Origin of the sequence: Rhodococcus sp. F64268 (assembly GCF_023015605.1) — a bacterium.
Classification (GTDB): Bacteria; Actinomycetota; Actinomycetes; order Mycobacteriales; family Mycobacteriaceae; genus Rhodococcus.
In genome coordinates, this window is the sequence record NZ_JALKAI010000001.1 from 77447 (window position 1) to 96429 (window position 18983).

Annotated in this window: 12 protein-coding genes and 1 pseudogene; 3 read left to right on the top strand and 10 right to left on the bottom strand. The window is 63.1% G+C overall.

All coding sequences use genetic code 11. The features are described 5' to 3' along the window. Positions 1-251 precede the first annotated feature (251 nt). The 3 genes from MWU77_RS00365 to MWU77_RS00375 all read left to right on the top strand — a co-directional run bounded on the left by MWU77_RS00365 (position 252) and on the right by MWU77_RS00375 (position 4461). Positions 252-1430 (top strand): tyrosine-type recombinase/integrase, encoded by a 1179-nt coding sequence (locus MWU77_RS00365; RefSeq protein ID WP_374229789.1) that lies wholly within the window; start codon positions 252-254, stop codon positions 1428-1430. A 5-nt stretch (positions 1431-1435) separates the two neighbouring features. Continuing rightward, the gene (locus tag MWU77_RS00370; RefSeq protein WP_247272682.1) at positions 1436-2449 is read left to right on the top strand and encodes a hypothetical protein; all 1014 of its coding nucleotides are present in this window, start codon (positions 1436-1438) and stop codon (positions 2447-2449) included. Between the two features lie 764 nt (positions 2450-3213). Next, complete coding sequence (locus tag MWU77_RS00375) at positions 3214-4461, top strand: IS256 family transposase (protein ID WP_024100149.1); 1248 nt, start codon at positions 3214-3216, stop codon at positions 4459-4461. Positions 4462-4603: 142 nt separating this feature from the next. Here the strand turns inward: MWU77_RS00375 and MWU77_RS00380 are convergent, their stop codons facing one another. From MWU77_RS00380 to MWU77_RS24880, 10 genes and pseudogenes are all read right to left on the bottom strand, one after another. Beyond that, on the bottom strand, positions 4604-4825 hold the full coding sequence (locus MWU77_RS00380) for a hypothetical protein (RefSeq protein ID WP_247272683.1): 222 nt from the start codon (positions 4823-4825) through the stop codon (positions 4604-4606). A gap of 123 nt (positions 4826-4948) precedes the next feature. Next, positions 4949-8340 (bottom strand): annotated as a pseudogene (locus MWU77_RS00385) (pyruvate carboxylase). Between the two features lie 132 nt (positions 8341-8472). Beyond that, on the bottom strand, positions 8473-10224 hold the full coding sequence (locus MWU77_RS00390) for an IlvD/Edd family dehydratase (protein WP_374229790.1): 1752 nt from the start codon (positions 10222-10224) through the stop codon (positions 8473-8475). Positions 10225-10274: 50 nt separating this feature from the next. Then, positions 10275-12017, bottom strand: coding sequence for an NAD(P)/FAD-dependent oxidoreductase (locus tag MWU77_RS00395; RefSeq protein ID WP_247272684.1), 1743 nt, complete (start codon positions 12015-12017; stop codon positions 10275-10277). Between the two features lie 2 nt (positions 12018-12019). Further along, a complete protein-coding gene (locus tag MWU77_RS00400; RefSeq protein WP_247272685.1) occupies positions 12020-12349 on the bottom strand; it encodes a Dabb family protein in 330 nt (109 codons plus the stop codon). 1 nt (position 12350) lies between these two features. Beyond that, a complete protein-coding gene (locus tag MWU77_RS00405) occupies positions 12351-13787 on the bottom strand; it encodes a gamma-aminobutyraldehyde dehydrogenase (protein ID WP_247272686.1) in 1437 nt (478 codons plus the stop codon). Between the two features lie 347 nt (positions 13788-14134). Beyond that, positions 14135-15007, bottom strand: a complete 873-nt coding sequence (locus MWU77_RS00410) for a DMT family transporter (RefSeq protein WP_247272687.1) — start codon at positions 15005-15007, stop codon at positions 14135-14137. Positions 15008-15259: 252 nt separating this feature from the next. Further along, entirely contained in the window at positions 15260-16738 is a 1479-nt protein-coding gene (locus tag MWU77_RS00415; protein ID WP_247272688.1) for an APC family permease, read from the bottom strand. Positions 16739-17212: 474 nt separating this feature from the next. Further along, positions 17213-17752, bottom strand: coding sequence for a TetR/AcrR family transcriptional regulator (locus MWU77_RS00420; protein ID WP_247272689.1), 540 nt, complete (start codon positions 17750-17752; stop codon positions 17213-17215). Positions 17753-17943: 191 nt separating this feature from the next. Further along, on the bottom strand, positions 17944-18720 hold the full coding sequence (locus MWU77_RS24880; RefSeq protein ID WP_247272690.1) for an IclR family transcriptional regulator: 777 nt from the start codon (positions 18718-18720) through the stop codon (positions 17944-17946). Positions 18721-18983: the final 263 nt, after the last annotated feature.

An 18983-nucleotide genomic window follows, 5' to 3' on the forward strand; every position in this document is an offset into this window, starting at 1 on the left:
TGGCTGCGGACGGTGCCCGAGACGTCTCTACGGGCAGGGAACGCTCTGCGGTGGGGGATTCGGCTGGTCGCTGCGCACGAGACCAGAGGCTACCGGACTGCTTCGATACCTCTGTGCGAGGAAACGCGCTAACCAGGAAGTTTGGGTAAGTGGTGCGCTAATTGCCATTAGCGCACCATCTCACCCGAAACCCCTGCTGAGCGCGTTTTCCGGTGGAAACCTGTCCGAACAGGGCGGTAGGCTCCCGGTTCGTGCCCGACGACCTGCTGATGCGCCACCCGGACCCCTCCGACGCCTCTGTATCGACCGCCTCGGAGCCCGCTGCACCGTCCGTGCCGGTGTTGCCGGTCGAGACCCTCACGCAGGTGGCCGGGGCGGCGGCGCGGTCGCGGTCCGAGTCGACCCGGCGTAACTATGCCGCCGACTGGGCGCGGTTCACCGCCTGGTGCCAACGCGAAGGGCATGCCGCGCTGCCGGCACATCCGCTCACCGTCGCCGCCTATCTCCACGACGCGACCGCCACGGTGACGGAGGCGGGGGAGCGGGCCTACTCACCCTCGACGTTGGCCCGGTGGGTCGCCGGGATCGGCTTCCATCACCGCCGCGCCGGCCATCCCGCCCCGGGGGCGGATGAGCTGGTCACCGCGACCTTGTCCGGGATCCGGCGGGACTACGCCGCGGCGGGGGAGCGGCCCCGCAGTCCGCGGGCACCGCTGCTCACCGCCGACATCGTCACCATCGTCGACACAGCACGGGCACGTTGCGAGGGGTGGGCGGACGAGGTCCTCGAACGCCGCGACAGTGCGATTCTGCTGCTCGGCTTCGCCGGGGCGTTTCGCCGCAGCGAACTCGTCGCGCTCAGGTGTAGTGACGTCTCGCTGCATCGGCTCGACGGCCTGCACATCCGTCTGCGTAGGACCAAGACGGATCAGGAAGGGCGGGGGAGTGTCCGCGCCCTGCCGTTCACCCACTCACACGTGAGTTGTCCGCCGTGTGCGTGGTTGCGGTGGGCGCAGGTGGTCGCAGCCTTCGACCACGGGGGCCGGCCCGCCGTCATCCGTCTGCTCCGGAACGCGGAGCCGTTCGAAGCGCACATGTGCCGCGGTGCGCGACCACGGATGGTGCCGTCCTCGCCGTGGTTGCGGGCGATCCGCAAGAACGGCAACCTCTCCGATACCGCCCTGTCGGGGGCGGCGGTACATCAGACGATCCGCCGCCGCGCCGAGCAGGCCGGCTACGACCCCGAGATCGTGAAGCAGCTCGGAGGGCACTCGCTGCGGGCCGGGTTCGTCACCCAGGCCTTCCGCAACGGCGCGTCCGCGCACGCGATCATGCGCCAGACCGGGCACACCACCCCGGCGATGGTCGAAACCTACGCCCGCGAACATGCCCCGCTGATCGGCAACGCCGTGACGAATCTCGGACTGTGACCGCGATGACCAGTACTGACGCTTCATGGAGACGACACGACCTCGTCCAGGACGCAGACCGGGGCCTATGGCTCCCCGCCCGCTATCGTCACGACTGGGCGCTGTTCGCCGACTGGTGCGCCGCCGTCGACCGGCCGCCGATTCCGGCCAGTCCTGACACGCTCGCACTGTTCCTGGGTGAGCACCCGGCCGCGGACGCGACCCAGCGGCGCCGGCTCTCTGCGATCAATGCCGTGCACACCGATCACGGCTACCCCGCCCCCGGGCGGACCGAGACGGTGCGCCGGCACCTCGATGCCACCCGCGCTCAGCGTCTCGACCGGCTCGGGTGCCTTCTGGTGCAGCGAGCGGTCGAGCTACCCACCACCGGCTGGCCGAGCGGACTGTTCGGCCGCCGCGACGCCCTGCTGCTGGTCCTCGCCGCCACCGGCATGACCTTTGTCGACATCACCCGGCTGCGCCGCCGCGACCTCCGCCTCGACGGGAACACCCTGGTGGCCACCACCCGGGCCGGCGAACGCGTCCGCCTCGTACCGTATCCCGAAACCGGGGGCAATCCAGCTGCCACGATCTATCGACGGTGGGCGGAGATCCAGACGTTCCTCGACCAGTATCCCGGCACTCATTTGTTGCGCCATCACCTCACCGAACCGACCGAGATCATTACCGACCCACTCGACGCGGAACAGGCACGGCAACCGCTGTTGTGCCCAATCGACCGCTGGGGCCACCTCCCACACGCGCAGCCGATGACTCCGCAGTCAGTGTCGACACTGGTGCGGGCACACCTCTCAGGTCGTGTCCCAGCACGGAGGGCGCTGCCCGTTCCTTCGAAGGACGACACCGATACCTGCCTTGAGCCGGAGATCGACCTCGATCCTGGCTATTACGACCGGGGCATCGCCGCCCGCCGCCGTAACCACGAGACCCTCGAGGACCTCACCGACGTCTTCGACGAGCTCGAAGCCCGTGCCGATGCGCTCCTTGAGGACCTGATGGGAGTGCTGGAGGAGTTGTAGCCCGCCCTCGGCTCTGCAGAAGTTTGTGTGGCCGTCACGTTAGAGCGGCCGCGGGCTGCGGTGAGCTATAGCGACGAGTGAACCGAGTAGCGAGTAGTTAGAAACGCTTGTGGAAGGGCAACGCCACGACCGACGAAGACATCCGCACTGTGAACGACGCAAACCGCTGACAGGACTCATCGAAGCGACCCAGAACAAGCGGAAAGAGTAAGGCCGTCATCTTTGCTCGGTTCAATGTGTGAGTGCGTTGCGTGCATGCATTGCAAGCGACGCATCGTGTGCACGCAACGCAAACGCTCATGGGAGTGTTTGTCCTTAAAGACGACTGGCGTGCAGAGGGGACGCTTGTCGTTGAAGGACTCGCTCGCGGATCGACGTATCGTTGGATCCGCAGGCCGCGAGGTACGTCGCAGCAAGGACGGTGGCCACCGCAACTGTAGTTCATGGCGGCTCCGGTCGAAGTCTGAGCAGGTATTTCGGGGCCGGTATCTAGTCAATATTGCAACATTCGGGGTGGTTGAGAGGTAAAGGGTGCGCTGAATAATATTGCCGAGGAACGGTGTTGGAGAACCCGGCATGGTCAGTGCGAGCGCTCGTGCACCAGTGTGCCGCCGCTTCGAGCGGGGTAAGTCCCGGGGAGTGGTGGGAATCGGCTGAGCGCATCCGGCCAGGTCCGCGGCGTGTCGCTCCCTCGCCGAGGGTGGGCCATCGCGTAGTGATCAACGAGTTACCTCTCACAGTGACTCACAGAAAGCAGCTACGCGATGACCCACGATCATTCTGCACTGCTCACCCAGCTCCACGCGCTCAAGGGCGCCGACAGCGCCAGCGTGTTCGCCGAACTGATCCGTACCGGCCTGCAGGCTCTGATCGAAGCCGAGGCCACCGACAAGCTCGGCGCCGGCCGCTACGAACGCACCGACACCCGGATAACGCACCGCAACGGACATCGAACGAAGACCGTGGCCACCACCAGCGGCGATGTCGAGGTCAAGATCCCCAAACTGCGGTCAGGATCGTTCTTCCCCTCCTTGCTGGAGCGACGCCGCCGCATCGACAAGGCCCTGTACGCAGTGGTCATGGAAGCCTACGTGCACGGCGTGTCGACCCGCAGCGTCGACGACCTGGTCGGCGCGTTGGGTGTCGGATCCGGGATCTCGAAGTCGGAGGTGTCGCGGATCTGCGCTGGTCTGGACACCGAGATCGCCCGGTTCCGCGAGCGCACGCTGACGCACACGAGCTTTCCGTACGTGTTTCTCGACGCCACCTTCTGCAAGGTCCGGGTCGGTGCGCACGTGGTGTCCCAGGCGTTGGTGGTGGCCACCGGAGTCTCGATCGACGGCACCCGCGAGGTACTCGGAACCGCCGTCGGGGACAGCGAATCCTACGAGTTCTGGCGCGAGTTCCTCACCAGCCTCAAGGCCCGTGGTCTGTCGGGGGTGCATCTGGTGATCTCCGATGCACACAGTGGCCTCAAAGCTGCTGTGATGCAGCAGTTCGCGGGTTCTTCGTGGCAGCGGTGCCGGGTGCATTTCATGCGCAACATTCGGGCGGCGGTGGCGGCCAAGCATGTGCCGCCGGTGATGGCGGCGGTCAAGACGATCTTCGCGCACACCGACCCGGACGCCGTCGCGGAGCAGTGGGATCAGGTCACCGACACCTTCTCCGGGTCGTTTCCGAAGGTCGCGGCGTTGATGGAAGCCGCCAAACACGATGTGCTGGCGTTCACCGCGTTCCCCAAGGCTCATTGGCAAAAGGTGTGGTCCAACAATCCCATTGAGCGGTTGAACAAGGAAATCAAGCGTCGAGCCGACGTCGTGGAGATTTTTCCGAACCCGGCGGCATTCCTCCGGTTGGCGACCGCGGTGGTCATCGAGCAGCACGACGAGTGGCAGGTCACCCGCCGGTATGTCTCGGATGTGAGCATGGACGAGCTCCGGGCGGTGATCGCCGCCAAACAGCACGCTACCGAACCGGCGTTGTCGTTGACCGGCTCGAGCGAAACAGCATAGTATCCAGCACGACTCGTTGATCACTACGTCTACTGCAGAGCCGATCCGAAGTCCACCACTCCACGGGGCACTATCTTCGAGCGAGCGCAACTCAGTATCAGCTGCCGTTGCTGAGAGCAAGTCAAGTCAGCGCGCGGAGGCTTCACATAAGGGTGTGTTCCGGCGGGAGGCGACGTCTGCTGTGCGCGAGTGCGATAACCTGCTGCGCATCGATTTTGCTACAGGAACTCGTGTTGATCGCCTCAATCAACCGAGAGAAGTACTCCTCCGGACCGATGCCGAAGCGAACAAAAATATCCTCATCACTGCCCCCGCCGAACGGCAGCCATTTGACAGCAAATTCAAGGATCTCTGCCGATTCCACATGCGTGGACGATGCCGACTTTGGGTGTGTGGATGACATCGGTGTTCCTCTGCTCCTGATGTTTGGGCCTGAGTTCGCCTCGATTGCGCGGGTGAGGCAGGTACCTGCGCAATCGAGGCGGCATCAGCTTCTGGGATGTACTACTACGAGGAGGTCGCCGCCTTCGACCTGTTGCACCGGCCCGATCGCGACGCGCGTGATGCGTCCACCGCGCGGCGCGGTGATCGCGGCCTCCATCTTCATGGCCTCGATCGTGGCGACGGTGTCGCCGGCCGAGACGCTGTCGCCCTCGGACACGACGAGGGTGACCATGCCGGCGAAGGGCGCCGCGACGTGACCGGGATGGTTGCGGTCGGCCTTCTCTGCGGCAGGGATCTCCGCAGCCACCGAGCGGTCGCGCACCGACACCGGGCGCAGCTGCCCGTTGAGGATGCACATCACCGTGTGGAAGCCCTTCTCATCGGCATCGGAGATCGCCTCGAGACCGATGAGCAGTTCGACACCCTTGTCCAGGCGCACCCGGTGCTCCTCGCCGTGCCGCAGCCCGTAGAAGAACTGGTTGGCCGACAGCTCGGTGGTGTCGCCGTAGGTCTCCCGGTGCTGCTCGAACTCCTTCGCGGGCCCGGGAAGAGCAGGCGGTTGAGCATGCGGCGACGCTCGGCCGAGGTGCCGCCGAGGGCCTTCTCCTCCTCCGGCGCGAGCGGGGTGATCGGCTTGGGCTCGGCTCGGCCCGACAGCGCCTTGCTGCGGAAGGGCTCGGGCCAGCCCCCGGCCGGGGTCCCGAGATCGCCGCGCAGGAAGCCGATCACCGAATCGGGGATGTCGTACTTGCCGGGCTCGGCGGCGAAGTCGTCGACCGAGACCCCGGCACCGACGAGGTGCAGCGCGAGGTCGCCGACGACCTTGCTCGACGGGGTGACCTTGATCAGGCGGCCCAGGAGACGATCGGCGCCGGCATAGGCGGCCTCGACCTCCTCGAAGCGGTCGCCGAGTCCCAGCGCGATGGCCTGCTGGCGCAGGTTCGACAACTGGCCGCCGGGGATCTCATGGGTGTAGACGCGGCCGGTCGGGGCGGGCAGCCCCGACTCGAACGGTGCGTAGACCTTGCGCAGCGCCTCCCAGTACGGCTCGAGATCGCACACGGCCTGCAGGTCGAGGCCGGTGTCGAACTCGCTGTTCGCCGCGGCGGCGACGATCGCCGACAGGGCGGGCTGGCTCGTCGTACCGGCCAGCGCCGCGGAGGCACCGTCGACGGCGTCGGCACCGGCGTGCCAGGCGGCGAGGTAGGTGGCGAGCTGACCGCCCGGGGTGTCGTGCGTGTGCACGTGCACCGGCAGATCGAAGTTGCTGCGCAGCGCCGACACGAGCGTCGCGGCAGCCGGGGCGCGCAGCAGACCCGCCATGTCCTTGATGGCCAGGACGTGCGCACCGGCCTCGACGATCTCCTCGGCCAGACGCAGGTAGTAGTCGAGCGTGTAGATCGACTCGTTCGGGTTCGACAGGTCGCCGGTGTAGGACATCGCGACCTCGGCGAGGGTGGTGCCGGTCTCGCGCACCGCGTCGATCGCCGGGCGCATCTGGTCGACGTTGTTCAGCGCGTCGAAGATGCGGAAGATGTCGATGCCGGTGTCGGCGGCCTCCTGCACGAACGCGCGGGTGACGGCCTCCGGGTAGGGGGTGTAGCCGACGGTGTTGCGTCCGCGCAGCAGCATCTGCAGGTTGATGTTCGGGATCGCCTCGCGCAGCGCCGCGAGCCGCTCCCACGGATCCTCGTGCAGGAAGCGCAGTGCGACGTCGTAGGTCGCGCCGCCCCACGCCTCGATCGACAGCAGCTGCGGCGTCATCCGGGCCACGTGCCCGGCCACCGTCAGCAGGTCCTTGCTGCGCACGCGGGTCGCGAGCAGCGACTGGTGGGCGTCGCGGAAGGTGGTATCGGTGACGCCGATCGCCTTCTGCTCACGCAGCGCACGGGCGAAGCCCTCGGGGCCGAGCTCGAGCAGGCGTTGACGCGAACCGGCCGGCGGCTCGGCGTTCAGATCGATCGCAGGCAGCTTGACAACCGGATCGACCCGGGTCGGTCGTTCACCGTGCGGCCTGTTGACCGTCACATCGGCGAGATAGGACAGGATCTTGCTACCCCGGTCGGCCGGGAGGTGACCGAGACGCAGATTCGGATGGGTTTCGATATACGACGTCGTGACATGACCGCCGCGGAAGGCCTCATCGTCGAGCACCGCCCGCAGGAACGGGATGTTCGTGGCGACGCCGCGGATACGGAACTCGGCCAGAGCACGACGGGCACGGGCAATCGCCGTCGCGAAATCTCCCCCGCGACAAGTGAGCTTGACCAACATGGAGTCGAAATATGCGCCGACCTCGGCGCCGAGGGTGGACCCACCATCGAGGCGGATCCCCGCACCACCGGGTGTCCGGTAGCCGGTGATCTTTCCGGTATCGGGACGAAATTCGTTCTCGGGATCCTCGGTCGTGATGCGGCACTGCAGCGCCGCGCCGCGGATGGTGATGCTCTCCTGCGACAGACCCAGATCGGCGAGCGACTCGCCGGCGGCGATACGCAGCTGCGACTGCACGAGGTCGACGTCGGTGATCTCCTCGGTGACCGTGTGCTCGACCTGGATACGCGGGTTCATCTCGATGAACACGTGGTTGCCGCGCTCGTCGACGAGGAATTCGACGGTGCCCGCGCACTGGTAGCCGATCTCCTCGGCGAAGGCGACGGCGTCGGCGCAGATACGGTCGCGCAACTCCGGGTCGAGATTCGGGGCCGGGGCGAGCTCGATGACCTTCTGGTGCCGGCGCTGCACCGAGCAGTCGCGCTCGTACAGGTGGATGACGTTGCCGTGCTTGTCGGCGAGGATCTGTACCTCGATGTGCCGCGGGTTGACCACGGCCTGTTCCAGGAAGACGGTGGGATCACCGAAGGCGGCGTCTGCCTCGCGGGAGGCGGCTTCGATCGCTTCGCGCAGCTGGGAGGGCTCGGCGACCCGGCGCATGCCGCGTCCGCCACCACCGGCGACGGCCTTGACGAAGACCGGGAAGTTCATCGACTCCGACGCGGCGATCAACGCGTCGACATCCGACGACGGCGCCGTGGCGGCGAGGACAGGAAGTCCTGCCTCTTTGGCGGCGGCGACCGCGCGGGCCTTGTTGCCGGCCAGTTCGAGAACCCGCGCCGGTGGTCCGACGAAGCTGATGCCCTGGGCCTCGCAGGCACGGGCCAGCGCCGGGTTCTCGGACAGGAAACCGTAGCCGGGATAGATCGCGTCGGCACCGGCACGGGTTGCAGCAGAGACGATCTCGTCGACCGACAGGTAGGCGCGGACCGGGTGGCCCTGCTCACCGATCTGATAGGCCTCGTCGGCCTTCAACCGGTGCAGGGAGTTCCGGTCTTCGTACGGGAACACCGCGACCGTCCCGGCACCCAGTTCGTAGGCGGCACGGAACGCGCGGATCGCGATCTCGCCACGGTTGGCGACAAGCACTTTCGAAAACAATGGATCAGACGGCTTCCCTGGCAGGTTCGGTCTTCGGACAGAAGGAGTCGGTGCCAGGACGACGAAAAGTCTTTCCTGGCACCGACTCACGAAGGAAGATTCTTCAGATTTGGTGAGGTGGTATTAGGGCCGTCACCACCCACCGATCCATCCGTCGAAGACAGCTTCGGGTTCGTTCTCGGGGTTTTTCGACCGGCCTACAAGGAAGTCGAAGTCGCATCCCTGGTCGGCTTGGAGCACCCGGTCCACATACAGTGCCCCGTATCCACGCTGATGTCGTGGATGCGGCGGCTGCCAGGCGGCCCGGCGGCGGTCCAGTTCCTCATCGCTGAGACGCACCTCGAGAGTCCCCTTGTAGGCGTCGAGCGCGATGAGGTCGCCGTCCTGGATCAACGCCAGCGGTCCGCCCACCGCTGACTCGGGACTGACGTGGAGAACGCACGTACCGTAGGCTGTTCCACTCATCCTGGCATCGGAGATCCGAACCATGTCGGTGACTCCTTGCCTGAGGAGTTTCGTGGGAATGGGCAGCTGACCCCATTCCGGCATTCCGGGTGCACCCCTCGGTCCAGCTGAGCGCAGCACGAGAACCGAATCAGGGGTGACCTCCAGTTCGGGATCGTCGAAGCGCTTCATCAGGTCGTTCATATCGTCGAAGACCACTGCGGGACCTTCGTGAACCAACAATTCTTCAGATGCAGCGCTGCACTTGATCACAGCCCCACCAGGCGCCAGGTTTCCGCGAACCACAGCAAGGCCCTGGGGTGGCTTGAACGGATTGTCGATGTCAGCGATGACTGACTTGTCACTGCCACTGGTCGCAGGCAGATTCTCGCCGACCGTCTTGCCGGTGACCGTCACCGCGTCGGTGTGGAGCAGAGACTCGACCGCCTTCATGACCGCGGGGATCCCTCCGGCATGAAAAACCTGTTCAACGAGGTGTTCCCCCGAGGGCCGGACATTGACCATCAGTGGTGTTCGTGCGGACAGTTCGTGGAAGCGGTCGAGATCGAGATCGACACCGACGCGACCGGCTATGGCAAGCAGGTGCACGATTGCATTGGTCGAACCGCCAACGGTCAACATCAACGTGATGGCGTTGTCGAATGCTTCAGCCGTCAGAATTTGCGAGGGTCGGAGTTGTTCTCTTGCGAGTTCCACAGCGCGTGAGCCCACCATCTCGCCGATCTGAAGGCGGCGTGAGTCCATTGCCGGTACCGCTGCGGCACCGGGGAGGGTCATACCCAAGCCTTCGACCAGCGTGGCCATGGTGGAGGCGGTGCCCATTTCGGGGCAATGTCCCATCGACGGGCCGGCCGCCGCCTCCAGTCGGTCGTAGTCGGCCATCGACATCTCGCCGGAGCGCACCTTGTCGATGGCCTGCCACAGATCGGTGCCCACTCCCATCTGCTTTCCCTCGAACACCGCCGGTGACGCGGGGCCACCGGTCAGCACGATGGCCGGCACATCGGCGCTAGCGGCTCCCATGATTTGGGCCGGCACGGTCTTGTCGCATCCCCCTAGCAGCACGACAGCGTCGAAGGGATACGCCCGAATCGACTCTTCGACATCCATGGCCATCAGGTTGCGGAAGAGCATGGTGGTCGGCTTCATCATCTGTTCCCCGAGGGAGATGGTCGGGAACTCGAGGGGGAAGCCGCCCGCTGCCAGCACTCCACGCCGGACCGCATCTGCGAGTCCTCGGAAGTGCATATTGCAGTTGACCACCTCGGACCATGAATTACAGATTCCGACGATCGGGCGGCCTTCGAATGCCATGCGGGAAAATCCTGATGCTCGCATGGCGCTCCGGTGGACGAAACCAGGCACGTCCTGCCCGGCAAACCATTTAGAGCTCCTCAAGCGCATGCCTGGTTCCGTCATGATTGTTTCCTCCTTAGAACACGTTATGTGGCGTCGGTGAGTGTGTGGTGCTATCGCGACTTGGCTGCGTACTCGGTGATCTTTCGCAGTGCCGGCTGCCGGGCCCCGTGGTAGCCGACCCATCGCCCGGACTTCGTCGACATCAGCCAACCGAGCAAGCGCTCCTGCCAGGCGCGCTGCGGTGCTCCGACGAATGCGGTTGTCGTGGCCTCGGTTCGCACGACGCCGGCAGCGTCGTCGAGGGCGACCTTTGCCGCGTTGTGCCCATTGGCGCCCATCACGCCACCGCCCGGATGCGTGCCCGATCCACACAGGTAGTAGTTCTTGATGGGAGTGCGGTAGTTCGCAAGCTCCGGAATCGGCCGTGCTCCGAAAAGCTGGTCGAGGAACATGCTGCCGTGGAAGATGTTTCCATCTGTCATCAGGTACTCGCTGTCGAGATCATCCGGGGTGATGACCATGCGGTCGACGATGTGATCACGCAGGTTGGGTGCGTACTTGAACAGATCTGCCAGGACCAGGTCGGCCCAACGCTCCTTCTCAGCTGCCCAGGTGGTTCCACTGAGGTGGGTGGGCAGCTGCTGCACGCCCAGCGTCATGGTGTGAAGTCCCTTGGGGGCCAGCGAATCGTCGTGTACCGACTGAGTCACCGCTTCGATGACGAATCGATCGGGGAAGGTGCCCTGTCGTTGGGCTTCGAATGCCTTCTCGAAGGCTTCGGGGCTCGCACCGAGAAGCTGATGAGCGTGGTGCTGGGGTCCGACGGATGCGTCCTTGAACGGCAGGTACTGAGGGAGTTCATCGATCAGCAGATGGATACGTGCCATCGAACCGCGGGTGTCGATGTTCTCGATATCTTTGACCAGTGAGTTGGGAAGGACGCCGGGATCGAGGAGCTTCAGCATCGAGCGCTTGGGATCGGCGTTGGAGAAGATCTGATTGGTTTTGATCACGGTGCCGTCGGCCAGCCTGACGCCTGTGGCTTTGCCGCGCTGGACGATCACCTTCTCCACCGGCGTGGAAGTGCGGATCTCGGCGCCGTAGTGGCGGGCGGCCGCTGCGAGTGCTTCGCTGATCGCTCCCATACCGCCGCGGACGAAGCCGAACTGCCCGAAATTGCCCTTGAACTCGCCCCAGGAGTGATGTCCGTAGGTGTAGGCCGTTCCTGGCGAGGACGGGCTGCCGTACATCGACACCATGGCGAAGAAGGTCATCAAGCCTTTGATGCGGTCGTCTTCGAAGTACCGATCGAGCAGGTCGCGGACCGAGAGCAGTGTGAATTCGTCGAAGAGTGCTTGTTCGCCGGCAGCTTCGAAGGCGGCAAAGATCTCCGAACGGGAGGGCGGAGACTTCATCAGCCAGGGGGTGACAAAGCTTGCGTACTTCTGCAGACGGACTGCGAAGTCCAAGAACCCCTGAGCGTCCTTCTTGTTGAACCTCTCGAGTTCTCGGAGGGTGCGGTCGGTCTCTTTCCACATGAAGAAGTGGCTGCCGTCGTCGAAGAGACTGAACGCCAGAGCATCGCCCTGGTACAGGTCGAGACCGAATCGCTCCAGTTCGAGCTCGTCGATGATCTCCGGACGCAGCAGGCCTGCGACGATTGCGCAGGACGACCACTTGGTTCCGGTACCGGGAAACAGCTCTTCGGTCACGCACGCTCCGCCGACCACATTGCGGGCCTCAAGAACCAGGACCTTCTTTCCGGCGCGGGCAAGATAGTTGGCCGTGACCAGACCGTTGTGTCCCGCGCCGATGACCACGGCGTCGTAGTTCTGTGTTCGTGTAGCGGCCATTGTCACTTCTCCTGGATGAGCGGCGAGCGCCGGGTGAAATACGTAGTTACGGTCGAGGTGTCGACCAATTCGTCGAACTTCTTGACCACAGGTTCCAGTTCGGGCGCACCATCACGAACCGCAACCCAGTCGGACCAGGAGGTGACGGTCATGATCTCGATAACGTCCATACTCTGGCCGGCCGCCTTCTCCACGAGAAAGACCTCGAACTCTTCGACTTCGTCGAATGCGAGACAGGTGGGGCGGTCGAGTTCCTGCGAGAACTGCTCGAACTGTTCGGCCGTCACTCCCGGCCGCAGCGAGAAGAGGTTGATTGCGCTCACGGATGCCATGTCAGGACTCCTCGATGTTGACCATGACGTGCTTGATCTCCGTGTACTCCTCGAGGGCGTAGATCGACATGTCCTTACCGTTGCCGGACTGCTTGAAACCGCCGTGGGGCATCTCCGGGGTGATGGGCAGATGATCGTTGATCCACACGGTGCCGAACTGGAGGTCCGTCGAGGCGGACAGGGCCCGGGCGACGTCCTTAGTAAAGACCGAGGCGGCAAGCCCGTACTCGGTATCGTTCGCCCATCCTAGGACGTCGTCGTGGTCGGTGAACTTCGTGATCGAGGTCACCGGGCCGAACACCTCCTGGCGCACGATCTCGTCGCTCTGCAGGGCTCCGACGACGAGCGTCGGTGCGGTGTAGAAGCCGACCCCCGGGTTATCGCCCTGCAGGATGTCGACATGTCCGGTCGCCCGGGCTCGTTCGACGAACCCTTCGATGCGGTCGCGGTGCTCGGCCGTGATGACTGTGCCCATGGTGGTGTTCTCGTCGTTGAGCGGGCCGAGGTTCAGCTTCTGGACGGACTTGTACAGGCCCGCAACCAGATCGTCATGGACGGACTCGTGGACGTAGATCCGGGACGCGGCCATGCAGTCCTGGCCGGAGTTGCCGAATGCGCCTTCCATGATCTTCTCGACCGCGAGGTCGATGTTGGCATCCGGATAGATCAGTACCGGGGCCTTGCCACCGAGTTCGAGATGCAGTCGCTTCAGATTTGAGTCGGCCGAGGCGTGCATCAATGCCCGGCCGGTTTCGACCGAACCCGTCAGCGAGGACATGCGGACATCGGGATGCGAGACCAGCCGGGCGCCGACATCCTCGCCATCACCGGTGACGATATTGAGTACGCCGGCGGGGAACAGATCGGCGGCGAGTTCGGCCAGACGCAGCGCAGAGAACGGCGTATGCTCGGATGGCTTGAGCACCAGCGTGTTACCCGTGACGAGGGCCGGAGCAATCTTCCAGGTGGCCATCAGGAGCGGATAATTCCATGGGGCGACCGAACCGATCACACCCAGCGGGTCGCGGCGGATGATGCTCATCTTTCCGGGGACGAACTCGCCTGCGGCACGGCCTTCGAGGGAGCGAGCAGCTCCTGCAAAGTAACGGAAGTGCTCGACCACCATCCCCATCTCTTCGCGGGCAAGCGAAACCGGCTTACCGGCGTTCTGGGACTCGATCTGGGCGAGCTCCTCCTGTGCTTCTTCGACCCGGTCGGCCAGCCGCAGAAGCGCGAGTGCGCGCTCACCGGGAGCAGTCTTCGACCACGCGGGGAAGGCTCGCTCCGCGGCTGCAACGGCACGGTCGACGTCCTCGACGGTGCCGTGGGCAACCTCGGCGTAAGGCTGCCCCGTTGCAGGCTCGTTCACGGGATCGACGGCGCCGTTCGAGGCCGCCACCCATTCGCCATCGATGAACATTTCACTTCTCAGAGTCATCCCGAGCTCCTGGATCAGTTTTCATTGGATGAAACAATCATGCATCTAGTGAAGTCAGGTTATAAGCGATGCAGCCCGCGCGTCAATCTCGAAATTGACACGCTCCCAATCGATTATCGAGAATCAATAAGCGGAAACAGTGCGTCTGGCGGTGCAGGAAAACGCAGCCGCGGGACGGCCGAGGTGCAGGTCCGCTGGGTGGCGGTTGTGCCTGCGCGGCCGGGTTGGAGGCGCCGGTCGGCAGTGTCACCCCGCTCGCAGCGCTGAGGGGTGACGAGGAGCCTTCTCGGCCGTTCCGCGGGCTGCTATGTACGACCGTACACATGATGCGTACGTTTGTACATAGCTCAGCAGGGAAGTGTCGGTCTTTGATCCTGGCGCAGCACGGTTACCAGGACTGCAGCGGTGACGATCAAGGAAACGGCCAGTCCTTGTAGCCCGCTGAGTGATTGCCCAAGTACGAGGTATCCGGCGAGCACACCTGCTCCCGGTTCGAGAGCGACAAGCACACTGAACGACCGCTTGGGTAGCGTTTTCAATGCGGTCATTTCACAGGTCACGGGGATGACGGAGGCCAGCAGTGCGAGTGCGAGTCCGGCTGCAAGCATGCTGGGACTGAGTATCTCGGTGGCAACGGGAATTGCCAGCCAGATCGTCAAGGCCCCGGCCATCACCGTGGCCCCGGCAAGGACGTCCAAGCCGGTTTGCTGAGAGGCTGCTCGCGAAGCTGCCAGAATGTAGAGAGCCCAGAAGACCGCGGCGATGAGGGCCATGGTCACGCCGAAGGGATCAAGTGCGGCAGTCTCTCCGTAGGCCTGGACCCCGAAGATCCCGATGCCCACCGCCGCAATTGCGACCGGGAAGAGTTCGGTCAACCGGCGTGAGTTCATCAGGGCCACGAGAAGCGGCCCGGTGAATTCGATCGAGACGGCGACTCCGAGAGGAATCCTGGCAATCGATTCGTAGAAGAAGACATTCATGCCTGCCATGCACAAACCAAGTGCGGCACTGCCGAGCCAGGTGCCACCACTCCAGGCCCATACTCGGGGGCGGACGACCACCACGAGGATCAAGCCGGCGATAGTCAGTCTTAAGGCCGTGGTGCCACCGGGGCCTAACCGGTCGAAAAGACCCGCTGCAAAGGCAGCGCCGAACTGGATGGATGTAATCGCTGCCAGCACCAGGACGACTTCTCGGGCCCGCGTTGCCCTCGTGAGCATCGTCGTTCTTCCGAGAGCGCCGTCGATCTCTGGGCTGGCGTTTCGACTGAAGAAGTTGACCAACGAATTATTCCTTCCTCGGAGTGAAAGGCCAAGCTGTACGAAGAGGGCCTGCACCCTTACGGGTGCAGGCCCTCTTCTGCTGGCTGGTTGCGATCTGCGTGACGAACAAGTCGTCACCGCCTCGTCGCCTACGTGTGTCGTGTCCACATAAAGATGCGCGTAGCCTCCACCGGCCGAGGTGAGAGACCGCTACGTTGCTTCGGGAGCAGGCTCGTCGAGTTCGCGTTCGTTGAGAGCGCGTCCGATCCGGTCATACTTTTCACGCGACGTCAGTCGCAAGAAAACACCGTATGCAATCCCCAACAAGCAGGCCACGAAGACCAGGGACATCATCACGAACACAGCAGGTCCGGTCACATTCAACAAGACGTCGAGACTGCGGACTGTCCAGAACATGAACGACCCAAGGCCGAGGATGGCCAAGAGGGGCGCGATAAAGGTATTCCAGGTTCTCTTGTCCACGCTCGAACGGCGGAAGAACACGAAAATGGCAATCCCGGCGATGAGTTGAGACAAGATCACCGCGGTGGCACCGATTCCAGTCGCCCAGGTGAAGAGTTGGTCGAATGGATGGAGCGCGCAGATTGCGAAGATCAAGACGACCATGCCGGCCATAATCGATTGCACCACGGAAGCGACCCACGGGGTCTGCCGACTTGGCAGCGTCCATCCGAGCCGCCCCCAGATAAGGCCCTGCCTGCCCAGTGAGAACAGATAGCGGGCGACATTGTTGTGGAAGGTGATTATCGCTGCGAACATGGCGGTAATGATTAGGACTTGAAAGAAAACTGAAATGTTGTGTCCGATCAGATCGTCGCCAACGTCAAAAATGAACGACCCACTGTCCGCTTGTGCCATTTCTACTGCCCGTCCCAGTCCGAGGGCGTTCATGACAAGCCAACCCGAGATCGCATAGAGGGCTCCCATGAAAGCAACCGAGAGATAGGTGGCGCGAGGTATTGTCCGTTGTGGATCCTTCGCTTCTTCGCTGTAGATCGCAGATCCCTCGAATCCGATAAATGACGCATGAGCAAACATGATTGCGACACCGAAGGCTCCCGCGAATACTGCCGACGGTTTGAACGGTTCCAACGAGAATTCGGAGACCGGGACATTGCCAGCGAACAAGGACCACACGCTGAGCATTGCGATGGCGGTAATCTCAAGTGTCATGAAGACGCCGAGAACCTTAGCGCCCGAGTGTACCCCCTGGATTCCTAGCGCCAGGCAAAAGGCTAGTGCCACAAGCGCACAAGCCCACCATGGAATTTCTATGCCGAGCCGATTGGAAAGGAAGGTGGAGGTGTAATACCCGAATCCCCCGTACAGTCCGGCCTGGATCGCGTTGTAGGCAAATATCGCGAGGAAAGCAGAGCCGAGTCCGGGCAGACGTCCGAGGCCAAGGGTTACGTAAGCATAGAATGCGCCAGCGTTCGTAACGTGTCGACTCATTGCCACATAGCCTACGGCGAAAATCATCAATACCGCCGTGACGGCTAGGAACGCTCCCGGCATCCCGATTCCATTTCCGGAACCGAGAATGATGGGAAAAACAGCCACGACGACCGTCAGAGGTGACGCTGCCGCAATGATGTAGAAGAAGATGCTGGGTACTCCCAACGAATCCTTCTTCAACTCGTTGCGGTGGTAAGACCCTTTCGAGTCCACGAGGGCGGCTGTGACTCCGAGGCGTCGTCCTGAGGAGGAATTCTCACCAGGGGGCTCAGAGGCAATGGTTCCAGAATCGATTTTCATACCGATTTCGTCTCTCTGGTCTGAGATTGCGCGAACGTCCAACTCGGGCAAGAAACTTGAACCGTCTCGGATCAACCGGAGGCTGCAACGGGCCACGTAGACCATCTGATGGGGTTGGAGGGATTGCCGAACTGGAGCGCTATTTCATTGGGTGAAGAAGCACTTCGTTGAACGAAACCGTAAGGGTAGGGCTTGTGACTGTCAACACCCCCAGGGAGATTGGCAGCCGCGCCGACGCAAGGAGGGGGCTCCGTGCCCAGTTCTGGGTAGGTTCGGTGGGTCTGCTCGGTCGCAGCAGCCTGGTGGAGTGGCAATTCGAGGCGGACCAGATACGGCCGCATCGCCCGTGGATCGTGTCCTATCTCCGCAAGAATCCGAGTAGTGCGGTCAGCTCAGGATTCTCTCGACGCTGCGCCGGACGATTGCTCGGGCATCCGCTTGCGGGTCAAGAGACTGGTGGATCGACATCCCCTCCACCAACGCGTCGAGCATCCTTGACTCGTCCTCGTCGAAGTGACGGCGGAAGGACGCGCGACTGCGGGCCATCCAGTCCTGGGCGAGCTTCCGGTACTCGGACCTGCGAGATGCAAGATTGTAGAGTTCAAGCGTGATCGAGAATGATTCGGGAGTGTCGAAGAGGTCACGCAGAATGACTTCTACTACTGCCGTTTTCGCCTCGTCTCGGGTTGTTGCGGCAGCCAGACGGGCGCTCGATCGGCCACTCACATCGGTGGTGTAGCGCGTGAATGCCTCTCGCAGGAGGTCATCCATACTCTCGAAGTGGTAGGTGATCGAACCGAGGGGGACATCGGCACGGGCCGCGATCTTCCGGGCAGTGGTGCCCGCGACTCCTTCGGTAGCAATCACTTCGAGTGTCGCATCGATGATCTGGTCACGTCTGTCGGGTGCGTAACGCCGTGTAGCCATGGAGCTCCGATCCGGGGAGGTGTCGCGGTGAAACTCGGACCTTGTCCACCATGATGATTGAGGAACCTCGTATGCTGGCTCATGCAAGAATCGTCAGCGCTAGAGGAGCGATCGCCGAATATCGTTCTAGGACAACAGTCGTGCTGTCGGACTCGCGACGGCAGCCCGGCAGCGCTGCAGGAAGACGTGAATCAGTTCAAGCGGAGTGCAATCTCCTTGGCCGCGGCCGTTATCTTGTGTCCAGCATCTTCAACGCGGCCAGGGGTGAGTCGGTGCGTGACAAAACTGATGCTCAGTGCACTTTGAGCGGGCTTTCCGTCACTGGTAGGGATCGCGGCTGCGATGCAGGTCAACTCGTCGTCGACCTCTTCGTCGTCAACTGCGTACCCTCGCTCTCGTGTGGCTGCGATCTCGACCTCCATCTTGTTGAGACTGGTGATCGTATGTTCGGTGAGCCGCCGCAAACCTGCCTCTTCCAAGACTGCGCGCCATTCGAGATCAGGCATGGTCGCAAGTATTGATTTGCCGAGGGCGGAGGCATGCCATGGGTCGGACTGGCCGACGAAACTGATCTTTTTGACTGCACGGCTGCTCTCGACGACGTCGACGATCACGATGGCGCGCTGTCTCACGATCGCAAAGTTCACTGTCTCGTTGAACTCCGTGACCAGGGACTCCATGGCTGGCCTGATTGCTGCCCGGGGCACCTGCGTGGAAAGCGTCCTCTGGCCAAGGCGGAAGATCTCCCAGCCGAGCCGGTAGGTCGCAGGCTCGACACGCTCGATGAACCCGAGCGAGGAGAGACTGTTCAGATAGCGCAGGACGGTGGCCTCGTTGAGGTTGGTGCGCCTAGCGATCTCGGCCAGGTTCGAAGACCCCGCTGCTTCAACCGCCTGCAGGATTCGTGCTGTCCGCTCGACCCCCGAAAGAGTGGAGGAGCGGCTTTCTGTAGCCACGTTGTCTTTCACCTACCGAAGGGTATCAGCACTCTCCGGAAGGTTCGAGTGGCGATGTTGTTGACACGCGAATCGAACAGTCTTATGGTTTCAGCCATTGCAAGAGTAGTTCACTGAATGAAATTGCGATGGAACTCGGGGCTGTTAGGTAAAGGTGCGGTCCGATTGGCCGCGGTGGATGGGGTCTCCGTACACCGCTCGGGTAATCGTCTGACAAGCAGCTCACCTGACGGCATCACCCGGTGACTCGGGCGTGGCTGTTGCAACTAAGGTGC